We start from the raw sequence: 9079 nt of genomic DNA, 5'->3' as shown, positions 1-9079 counted from the left end.
CGGCCGCGCTGGCCGACCAGGGCTGGCAGCAGGCCACGCGCGAGCGCCTGGCGGCCGATAGCCTGCGGCTCGCGGAACTGCTGCGCCCGCACGGCTTCGCGGTGCGCGCCACCCCGCTGTTCTGCTGGACCGACGATCCGCGCGCCTGGGCGCTGCATGAGGCGCTCGCCACGCAAGGCGTCTGGACGCGCTTCTTCGCGCAGGCGCCGAGCCTGCGGATCGGCTTGCCGGGGATCGAGGAGGAATGGCTGCGGCTCGAGGATGCGCTGGACCATTACGCGGCTACCGCCGCGTACGGCGCAGCCGGGCGCTGATCGATGCGCGCGCAAGCCATGCTTCGTCGAAGCTTCGCCGGCGGGCTGGTCGCGGCGCTGCTTGCCGTGCCGCTTGCCGTGCCGGTTGCCGCCGCGGCGGCCTCGGTCGCCTCGGCAACCGCATCGGCGGCCGCGCCGAACCCCATCACCGTCATCGACGATGCCGGCCGAACCGTCACCCTGCCCGCCCCGGCCAGGCGTGTGATCAGCGTCGCGCCGCACGCCACCGAGCTGCTTTATGCAGCGGGCGGGGGCGCCGCGATGGTCGGCGCCGTGTCCTATAGCGACTACCCCGAAGCGGCGCGCGCGCTGCCTCGCGTGGGCGACAACCGCTCGCTCGACCTGGAACGCATCGTCGCGCTCAAGCCGGACCTGATCGTGGTCTGGCGTCACGGCAATGCCGACCGGCAGACCGCGCAGTTGGCGGCGCTCGGCATCCCGCTCTACTTCAGCGAACCGAAACGGCTCGACGAGGTGGCCGTCTCGCTCGACAAGCTCGGCCGGCTGCTCGGCACACGCGAGCAGGCCGACCGGGCCGCCGCCGACTACCGGCAGCGCATCGCGGCGCTGCGCGCGCGTTATGCGGCCCGGCCGCCGGTCACGGTGTTCCTGCAGATCTGGGACCGGCCGCTGACCACCCTGAACGGCGCGCAGATCGTCAGCGACGTGCTCACGCTGTGCGGCGGCCGCAACGTGTTCGCGGCGCTGCAGCCGGTCGCGCCGACCGTCAGCGACGAGGCCGTGCTGGCCGCCGATCCCGAGGCGATCGTCGCCACCGCGCAAGGCGCCACCGCCAGCGACGCGAGCCTGCCGAGCCTCGATCGCTGGCGCCGCTGGCCGTCGCTGGCGGCGGTCGCGCGCGGCAACCTGTTCGCGGTCGACGGCGACTGGCTGACACGGCCGACGCCGCGGCTCGCGCTCGGCGCGCAACAGGTCTGCCGGGATCTGGAAACGGCGCGCGAGCGGCGCCGCTGAAAACAGCACGAGGCGCTCAGCCGAGCGTCTCGTCCCACTGATTCAGTTGCCAGCCGCGCGCATCGTGCGAGAAGCGCACCAGGCCGCCATAGGCGATCGCGCGCGTGAGCAGGCTGTCGAGCGGCACGTCGAGCCACAGCGAGGCCAGCGCGCGAATCACGCCGGCATGGGTGACGACGATCGCCGTCGCGTCCTCGCCCGGAGAAGCGGCGAACGGCAGCGCGAACGACTCCACCCTCGCCACGAACTGCGCGGCGCTCTCACCGCCATGCTCGCGCGCGCCCATCAGGTCGGACTGCCAACGATCGAGCGCGGCCGCGCCGATCTCGTCCCAGCGCCGCATCTCCCAGGTGCCGAAATCGATCTCGCGCAGGCGCGCGTCGAGCCGCACCGGACGCGCCGCGAGCACGCCGATCGCCTGCGCGACCGCGGCGCAGCGCTGCAACGGGCTCGCCAGGATCGCCGCGGGCCAATCCACCTGCGCCGCGCGCAGCCGCGCCGCGATCGCGGCCGCCTCGACGGCTGCCTCGCCCGCAAGCGGCAGGTCGGAGGCGCCGTAGCAGATCCCGGCCTCGACGGCCGGCGCCGGATGACGGATCAGGACGAGGTCCATCCGAGCACCGTGAGGTAGATCGCCAGCTCGGAAAGCTGCTGCGCGAAACCGAGGCAATCGCCGGTATAACCGCCGAGACGGCGCCGCAGGTATCGCGCCAGCAGCGCGCGCACCACCAGCAGCGCGGCCAGCGCCGCGAGGCCCGCGCGCCAGTCCGGCCAGAACAGCCAGGGCAGGCCGCACAGCGCCGCGAACCCGAAGGCGCTCGCCGACATCCGCTGCGCGACAGGCCGCGCCTTGCCTTCCTCGCGCGCGTAGTCGAGCGTCATCAGCAGGCTGACCGCGGCGACGCGGCTCGCCGCATGCGCGGCCAGCAGGGTCCAGGCCGCGCGCAGCGGCGGCAGCGCCGCGAGCGCCTGCCACTTCAGGGCCAGCGCCAGCACCAGCGCGACCGCGCCGAAGCTGCCGATGCGCGAATCGCGCATGATGCGCAGCACGTCCTCGCGCGTGTAGCCGCCGCCGAAGCCGTCGCAGCTATCGGCGAGCCCGTCCTCGTGGAACGCGCCGGTGGCCGCCAGGCTGGCGGCCATCGACAGCAGCACCGCCACGCCGGGCGGCCAGATGCGCGCGGCGAGCAGATACACGCCGGCGGCCAGCGCGCCCACGCAGACGCCGACCAGCGGGAAATAACGCGCCGCCTGATCGAGATCGCCGGCCGCGTAGCCGATGCGCCGCGGCACCGGCACGCGCGTGAAATAACCCAGCGCGACGAAGAAATAACGGCATTCGGCTCGCCAGCGCATGCCTGTTCCCGGCTCAGGCATCGTCGCGGTTCGCGACGCCGGCCGCCTCGAAGCTGGCCATCTCGTCGAGGAAGGCGGTGGCCGCGCGCAGCAGCGGCAGCGCGAGCGCGGCGCCGGTGCCCTCGCCCAGGCGCAGGTCGAGCGCGAGCAGCGGCGCCGCGCCGAAATGCTGGAGCATGCGGCGATGGCCGTTCTCGTCGGAGACATGCGAGAACACGCAGTAGTCGAGCACCGCCGGCTGCAGCGCGGCAGCCACCAGCAGCGCCGAGCTGGCGATGAAACCGTCCACCAGGATCGCCATGCGCGCCTGCGCGGCCGCCAGGAAGGCGCCCGTCATCATCGCGATCTCGAAGCCGCCGAAGGTGGCCAGCACCTGGAGCGGCGCCTCTGCCTCGGGATGGCGCGCCAGCGCCGCCTCGAGCACGGCGCGCTTGCGGGCCAGCCCCTGGTCGTCGAGGCCGGTGCCGCGCCCCACGCACTCGGCCAGCGGCAGGCCGACCAGGCGACTCATCAGGCAGGCCGCGGCCGAGGTATTGGCGATGCCCATCTCGCCGAAGCCGATCACCGTGGTGCCGAGCGCCGCATGATGCGCGACGCGCGCGGCACCGGCCGCCAGCGCCGCGTGCAGCTGCGCCTCGCTCATCGCCGGCTCTTGCGCGAAGTTGCGCGTGCCCGCCGCGACCGGCACCGCGATCAGCTGCGGCGAGGCCGGCAGCGGCGTGGCCACGCCCGCGTCGACGATCTCCAACTCGCAGCCGGCCAGCTTAGAGAAGGCATTGATGGCCGCGCCGCCGGCCAGGAAGTTCGCCACCATCTGGGCGGTGACCGCCTGCGGATAAGGGCTCACGCCCTCGGCCGCGATGCCGTGGTCGGCCGCGAACACGATCGTCACCGGCCGCTCGATGCGCGGCCGGGTGCTGCGCTGGATCCGGCCCAGTTGCAGGGCGAGTGCTTCCAGCTTGCCGAGGCTGCCGGGCGGCTTGGTCTTGGTGTCGATCAGGTGCTGCAGCGTGGCGCTCAGCGTGTCGTCGAGCGCTTCGAGCTTCGGGACGGTATAGGTCGGGTTCATGCGGCGTTCTTCGGTTCGGTTGGAGGCTGGCGCGTCGGGCGCACAGCCCCGGGTGAGCGGGTCGACAGGTGGAGAGGATTCAGCGCGGCGGTGGTCGAGAAAGCGGCGGCGTGGCATGCGCGGGCCACATCGGCACCAGCGCCTCGTGGCCGTCGCGCTCGATCAGCACCAGCGGATAACCGAAGGCGGCGCTCGCCGCCTCGGCCGACAGCACCTCGCGCGCCGGGCCGGCCAGCGCGCCGCCGCGTCCGTCGAGCAGCAGCGCGTGCGTGGCGTAGCGCCGTGCGAGGTTCAGATCGTGACACGAAAAAATCACCGTGCGCGGCGCGGCGCGCAACCAGGCGAGCAAGGCATCGAGGCAGGCAGCCTGGTGCTGCAGGTCCAGGTGCGCGAGCGGCTCGTCGAGCAGCAGCAGCGGCGCGTCCTGGCACAGCACGCCAGCCAGCGCCACGCGCTGGCGCTCGCCGCCCGACAGCGTGAGCACGTCGCGCGCCGCGAACTCGGCCAGGCCCAGCGCCGCCAGCGCGGCGCGCGCGGCGAGCCGGTCGGCCTCGCCTTCCCAGCCCCAGCCGCCCAGGTGCGGAAAGCGGTGCGCAAGGACGGTATCGAACACGCTCGCCGCGAAGGCGTCGTGCTGGGCTTGCGGCATCAGCGCGCGACGCCGCGCGAGTGCCGCGGCCGGCCAGCTTGCAAGCGCCCGGCCGTCGGCCTCCACCTGCCCGGCCGCCGGGGCGTCGAGACCCGCCAGCACCGAGATCAGCGTGGTCTTGCCGGCGCCGTTGGGGCCGGCGATGCACCACAGTTCGCCGGGCGCGAAGCGCAGCGACAGCGCCTCGACCAAAACCCGCGAGCCGGCCGCGAGCCGCAGTTCGCGCACGCGCCAGTCGCCGCCGGCCGGCTGGGAAGACAGCGAGGAAGAGATCGCGCTCATCGTCCCGGCCCGCGCAGCAGCATCCAGAGGAACACCGGCACGCCGATCAGCGCCGTCATCGCGCCGACCGGCAATTGCGCGGGCGCGATCACGGTGCGCGCCACCAGGTCGGCCGCCATCACCGCCGTGCCGCCCGCGAGTGCCGCGGCCGGCAGCAGCGCGGCCAGGGCCAGCGCCAGCAGCGCGCGGCGGCCGAGCGCACGCGCCGCCTTGCCGGATCCGCTCACCGGGCCTGCGTCCGTCGCCATCGCCGCCTCCTCGAAAAACCGTTGGTACGGCATCGCATTCTAGGGAGGCGCCACCCCGGACAAACGATGAATAGAGGGGGGCTTTGCCGGTTATTCGTCCGATTGCCGCTTGCCTTGCGCGCCTACGATGGCTGTCATCGAAAAGCGTCCCTGCGCCCGCCGCCTTCCTCGCGCGGGTCCGGGGCGCGGCACCGCTTTGAGCTGGAGGACCGCACGATGCTGGACAAACTCGACGCCGAATTCGCATTCGGCCGCCAGGCGCTCGACGTTCGCGCGTACCGGCAGGAACTGCTGTCGTCGAACATCGCCAATGCCGACACGCCGGGCTACCAGGCCCGCGACGTCGACTTCGGCGCGACGCTCGGCCGTGCCCTCAAGCAGCAGGCCGGCCAGGCCACCACCGACAACGCCACCCGCCTGCCGCTGGCGCAGCCGGCCGGTGTGACCAGCGGCATGACCCTGGTGTCGACCGCGCCCGGCCACATGAGCGGCGACACGCGGCTGGCGGCCAGCGGCGGCCCGGTCGAGGACTATGGCCGCGCCGCCTACCGGATCCCGAACCAGCCTTCGCTGGACGGCAACACGGTCGACCTCGATGCCGAGCGCGTGCAGTTCGCCGACAACACGGTCCACTTCGAGACCGGCATGACGCTGGTGAGCGGCCAGATCAAGGCGATGCTGGCCGCGATCCAGTCGGGCAGCTGAGCCGGCGGCCCGAGCCGAGCCCGATGTCATCGTCCCGTCATCCGCCGCGCCGCCGCGCTGAGCACGACGCAACCCCAGCCGTACCCGAGGAGCCCACATGCCTTCGCTGATGAACATCTTCGACGTCGCCGGATCGGCGATGTCCGCCGAATCCCAGCGCCTGAACGTCACGGCGTCGAACCTGGCCAACGCGGACAGCGTGACGGGCCCGGACGGCAAGCCCTACCGCGCCAAGCAGGTGGTGTTCGAGACCCAGCCGGTCGGCAACGCGCGCACCCGCTCGGGGCAGGGCGTGGGCGGGGTGCAGGTCAAGCAGGTGATCGACGATCCCTCGCCGATGAAGACCAACTACGATCCGTCGAACCCGGCGGCCGACGCGAACGGCTACGTGACCATGCCGAACGTCGATCCGGTGCAGGAGATGGTCAACATGATCTCGGCCTCGCGCTCGTACCAGGCCAACGTCGAGACCCTGAACACCGCCAAGCAGCTGATGCTCAAGACGCTGACGATCGGCTCCTGAAGCCGGGCGCCGCCCTCGACACCGACCGCAAGACTTCCCAACCCGAACCAGCGTATCCGCGAGCGACCTCGCGAAAGGCAACCCGGAGATGAGCTCCTCCAGCACGATCGGCGGCAACGGCACCACGGTGAACAACACGCCGACCGACACCATGAACGCCAACAGCAGCAACACGTCGGCGGCGGACCTGCAGCAGACCTTCCTGACCCTGCTCGTCACGCAGTTGCAGAACCAGGATCCGACCAGCCCGGTCGACAGCTCGCAGATGACCTCGCAGCTCGCGCAGATCAACACCGTGAGCGGCATCGCCCAGCTCAACTCGTCGCTGACCTCGCTGTCCTCGCAGATCACGGCGGGCCAGCAGACCCAGGCGGCGATGCTGGTCGGCTCGAACGTGCTGGCCCCGGGCAACACGCTGAGCCTTTCGGGCGGCGCGACCACCGCGTTCGGCGTGCAGCTCAGCACGGCCGCCTCGAACCTGACCATCACCGTCACCAACTCGGCCGGCCAAGTGGTCAACACCATCAACGAGGGCGCGCAGCAGGCCGGCACGGTGCCGTTCACCTGGACGCCGACCGACAGCACCGGCGCCAAGCTGCCGGATGGCAACTACACCATCAAGGCGACCTACACCGATTCCAGCGGCAACACCGCCAGCGCCACCACCATGACGGTCGCGCAGGTGCAGGGCGTGATCCGCCAGGCCGACGGCACGCCGGGCCTGGCGCTGTCCAACGGCACCACGGTCGGCCTGTCGGCGATCGGCGCGATCTTCCCGTCGGCCTCGGCATCGAACGGCTCGGGCTCCGGTTCGGGTTCCGGCTCGGGCTCGGGCTCGGATTCGTCGAACAACAACTCGAATTCCTCTTCCTGACTATTGACCCGGCCACGCGCCGACGGAGACCAACATGGGTTACCAACAGGGCTTGAGCGGTTTGCAGGGCGCGTCGAACGACCTCGACGTGATCGGCAACAACATCGCGAACGCGAACACCACCGGCTTCAAGGCCGCCACCGCGCAGTTCACGGACATGTACGCGAACTCGGTGTCGTCCGCGGTCGCCAACGGGATCGGCATCGGCACCCAGCTCGCGGCGGTCGCGCAGGTGTTCCAGCAGGGCGGTTTCACCACCACCCAGAACCCGCTGAACATGGCGATCAACGGCAACGGCTTCTTCCAGGTGACCAACAACGGCGTGACCACCTACACGCGTGACGGTACCTTCAACGCCGACAAGAACGGCAACATCGTCAACGCGGCCGGCGCGCAGCTGATGGGCTATGCCGTGAACGCCAACGGCGTGATCAACACCGGCGCGCTGGTGCCGCTCACCGCGCCGCAGGGCAACATCGCGCCGAAGGCGACCAGCTCGATCACCGGCCAGTTCAACCTGAGCACCTCGGACACGGCGCAGTCGAGCACCGCGGCCTTCAATCCGAACGATCCGACCACCTACACGCTGCACCAGTCGGTGCCGGCCTTCGATTCGCTGGGCAACAGCGAGAACGTCGACCTCTACTTCGTGAAGTCGACCACCACCGGCAGCTGGGAAGTGTGGGCTGGCGCCAACGGCGCGGCGCCGAAGGACATGGGCACCGCCAAGTTCGACAGCTCGGGCAAGCTGATCGGCACGGTGGGCACCGACGGCAACCCGACCGCGGTGACCAACACCTTCGCGCTGGCGGTCAACAACACCAACGGCGCCACCGCCCAGACCATCAACATCAACCTGAGCGGCTCGACCCAGTTCGGCGCGTCCAAGAGCGGTGTGGCGAACCTGAACGCGGACGGCTACCCGACCGGCACGCTGACCTCGTATTCGGTCGGCGCGGACGGCACCATCCAGGGCATCTACTCGAACAACCAGACCCTGACGCTGGGCCAGGTGGTGGTGGTCAACTTCAACAACCCGCAAGGGCTGACCAGCATCGGCGGCAACCAGTACATCCAGACCAGCGCCTCGGGCGTGCCCCAGGTCGGCGTGCCGGGCAGCACCAACCACGGCACCCTGAAGGGCAGCACCACGGAAGCCTCGACCACCGACCTGACCGGCGAGCTGGTGAACCTGATCACGGCGCAGCGCGACTACCAGGCCAATGCGCAGACCATCAAGACGCAGCAGGCCGTCGACCAGACGCTGATCAACCTCTAAGGCGCGGCGCGCGAGAACTGACGGATCACCATGGACCGACTGATCTATACGGCGATGACGGGCGCGGGCCAGGCCCTCGAGCAGCAGAGCGTGATCGCGAACAACCTCGCGAACGCCTCGACCACCGGTTTTCGCGCGCAACTCGCGACCTACCGGGCCGTGCCGATGAACTTCGGCGAGGCCAGCAACCCGACCACCACCCGCACCTTCGTGCTCGACTCGACGCCGGGCGCCGACTACACGCCGGGGCCGATCACCCGCACCGGCAATCCGCTCGACGTGGCGGTGCAGGGCCCGGGCTGGCTGTCGGTGCTCGCGCCGGACGGCAGCGAGGCCTACACGCGCGCCGGCAACCTGCACGTGGACGAGAACGGCCAGCTGGTGAACGCCTCGAACCTGCCGGTGGTGGGCGGCGGCGGCCCGATCGCGATCCCGCCCAATGCCAAGGTGACGATCGGCCCGGACGGCACGGTCTCGGTGCTGGCCGCGGGCGACCCGCCCTCGGCGATCGCCATGATCGACCAGCTCAAGCTGGTCAATCCCGATCCGTCCACCATCACGCGCGGCGACGACGGCCTGTTCCGCACCACCGACGGCAACCCGGCCGATGCCGACCCGAACGTCGCGGTGGCGGCCGAGTCGCTCGAGGGCAGCAATGTGAATCCGGTCGCCGCGATGGTGTCGATGCTGGACAACGCGCGCGCGTTCCAGCTCCACACCAAGCTGATCTCGACCGCCGACCAGAACGAACAGACGGCCAACCAGATCCTCAGCTTCAGCTGAGCGGCGCGCCGCCAGGAGAACT

Annotated in this window: 10 protein-coding genes and 2 pseudogenes; 7 read left to right on the top strand and 5 right to left on the bottom strand. The window is 71.0% G+C overall.

The window, feature by feature from the left end:
- Positions 1-314: pseudogene (locus F3J10_RS06990) on the top strand (threonine-phosphate decarboxylase); the annotation flags it as partial.
- Positions 315-332: 18 nt separating this feature from the next.
- Positions 333-1289, top strand: coding sequence for a cobalamin-binding protein (locus tag F3J10_RS06985; protein ID WP_166916800.1), 957 nt, complete (start codon positions 333-335; stop codon positions 1287-1289).
- A gap of 16 nt (positions 1290-1305) precedes the next feature.
- On the opposite strand, the gene cobC is transcribed toward F3J10_RS06985, so the two are convergent.
- The 5 genes and pseudogenes from cobC to F3J10_RS06960 form a co-directional block, all read right to left on the bottom strand.
- On the bottom strand, positions 1306-1902 hold the full coding sequence (cobC, locus tag F3J10_RS06980) for an alpha-ribazole phosphatase (protein ID WP_166916798.1): 597 nt from the start codon (positions 1900-1902) through the stop codon (positions 1306-1308).
- Positions 1887-2666, bottom strand: coding sequence for an adenosylcobinamide-GDP ribazoletransferase (locus F3J10_RS06975; RefSeq protein WP_166916796.1), 780 nt, complete (start codon positions 2664-2666; stop codon positions 1887-1889). The genes cobC and F3J10_RS06975 overlap by 16 nt, the downstream gene beginning before the upstream one ends.
- Positions 2659-3714 (bottom strand): nicotinate-nucleotide--dimethylbenzimidazole phosphoribosyltransferase, encoded by a 1056-nt coding sequence (gene cobT, locus F3J10_RS06970; RefSeq protein WP_166916794.1) that lies wholly within the window; start codon positions 3712-3714, stop codon positions 2659-2661. Before cobT ends, F3J10_RS06975 begins: the two co-directional genes overlap by 8 nt.
- A 79-nt stretch (positions 3715-3793) precedes the next feature.
- Positions 3794-4645: an ABC transporter ATP-binding protein gene (locus F3J10_RS06965; RefSeq protein ID WP_025101365.1), complete on the bottom strand. Its 852-nt coding sequence runs from the start codon at positions 4643-4645 to the stop codon at positions 3794-3796.
- Positions 4642-4803, bottom strand: a pseudogene (locus F3J10_RS06960) (iron chelate uptake ABC transporter family permease subunit); the annotation flags it as partial. The gene F3J10_RS06965 and the pseudogene F3J10_RS06960, both read right to left, overlap by 4 nt.
- Positions 4804-5109: 306 nt before the next feature.
- Here F3J10_RS06960 and flgB point away from each other — a divergent pair.
- The 5 genes from flgB (at position 5110) to flgF (ending at position 9057) form a co-directional block, all read left to right on the top strand.
- A complete protein-coding gene (gene flgB / locus F3J10_RS06955; protein ID WP_025099434.1) occupies positions 5110-5598 on the top strand; it encodes a flagellar basal body rod protein FlgB in 489 nt (162 codons plus the stop codon).
- 97 nt (positions 5599-5695) lie between these two features.
- The gene (flgC, locus tag F3J10_RS06950; protein ID WP_013699651.1) at positions 5696-6121 is read left to right on the top strand and encodes a flagellar basal body rod protein FlgC; all 426 of its coding nucleotides are present in this window, start codon (positions 5696-5698) and stop codon (positions 6119-6121) included.
- Between the two features lie 88 nt (positions 6122-6209).
- Entirely contained in the window at positions 6210-6995 is a 786-nt protein-coding gene (locus F3J10_RS06945) for a flagellar hook assembly protein FlgD (RefSeq protein ID WP_166912429.1), read from the top strand.
- A 34-nt stretch (positions 6996-7029) separates the two neighbouring features.
- The gene (gene flgE, locus F3J10_RS06940) at positions 7030-8274 is read left to right on the top strand and encodes a flagellar hook protein FlgE (RefSeq protein WP_166912431.1); all 1245 of its coding nucleotides are present in this window, start codon (positions 7030-7032) and stop codon (positions 8272-8274) included.
- 30 nt (positions 8275-8304) lie between these two features.
- On the top strand, positions 8305-9057 hold the full coding sequence (gene flgF / locus F3J10_RS06935; RefSeq protein WP_025099431.1) for a flagellar basal-body rod protein FlgF: 753 nt from the start codon (positions 8305-8307) through the stop codon (positions 9055-9057).
- Positions 9058-9079: the final 22 nt, after the last annotated feature.

The organism is Burkholderia sp. Cy-637 (genome assembly GCF_011753175.1).
Classification (GTDB): Bacteria; Pseudomonadota; Gammaproteobacteria; order Burkholderiales; family Burkholderiaceae; genus Burkholderia; species Burkholderia gladioli.
The sequence above is the reverse complement of the archived record's forward strand: the minus strand, read 5'-3'. Positions and strand labels throughout refer to the sequence as shown.

Coding starts and splice junctions, on each gene's coding strand:
- F3J10_RS06985 (WP_166916800.1), top strand. CDS start 333: ATGCTTCGTCGAAGCTTCGCCGGCGGGCTGGTCGCGGCGCTGCTTGCC.
- cobC (WP_166916798.1), bottom strand. CDS start 1,902: ATGGACCTCGTCCTGATCCGTCATCCGGCGCCGGCCGTCGAGGCCGGG.
- F3J10_RS06975 (WP_166916796.1), bottom strand. CDS start 2,666: ATGCCTGAGCCGGGAACAGGCATGCGCTGGCGAGCCGAATGCCGTTAT.
- cobT (WP_166916794.1), bottom strand. CDS start 3,714: ATGAACCCGACCTATACCGTCCCGAAGCTCGAAGCGCTCGACGACACG.
- F3J10_RS06965 (WP_025101365.1), bottom strand. CDS start 4,645: ATGAGCGCGATCTCTTCCTCGCTGTCTTCCCAGCCGGCCGGCGGCGAC.
- flgB (WP_025099434.1), top strand. CDS start 5,110: ATGCTGGACAAACTCGACGCCGAATTCGCATTCGGCCGCCAGGCGCTC.
- flgC (WP_013699651.1), top strand. CDS start 5,696: ATGCCTTCGCTGATGAACATCTTCGACGTCGCCGGATCGGCGATGTCC.
- F3J10_RS06945 (WP_166912429.1), top strand. CDS start 6,210: ATGAGCTCCTCCAGCACGATCGGCGGCAACGGCACCACGGTGAACAAC.
- flgE (WP_166912431.1), top strand. CDS start 7,030: ATGGGTTACCAACAGGGCTTGAGCGGTTTGCAGGGCGCGTCGAACGAC.
- flgF (WP_025099431.1), top strand. CDS start 8,305: ATGGACCGACTGATCTATACGGCGATGACGGGCGCGGGCCAGGCCCTC.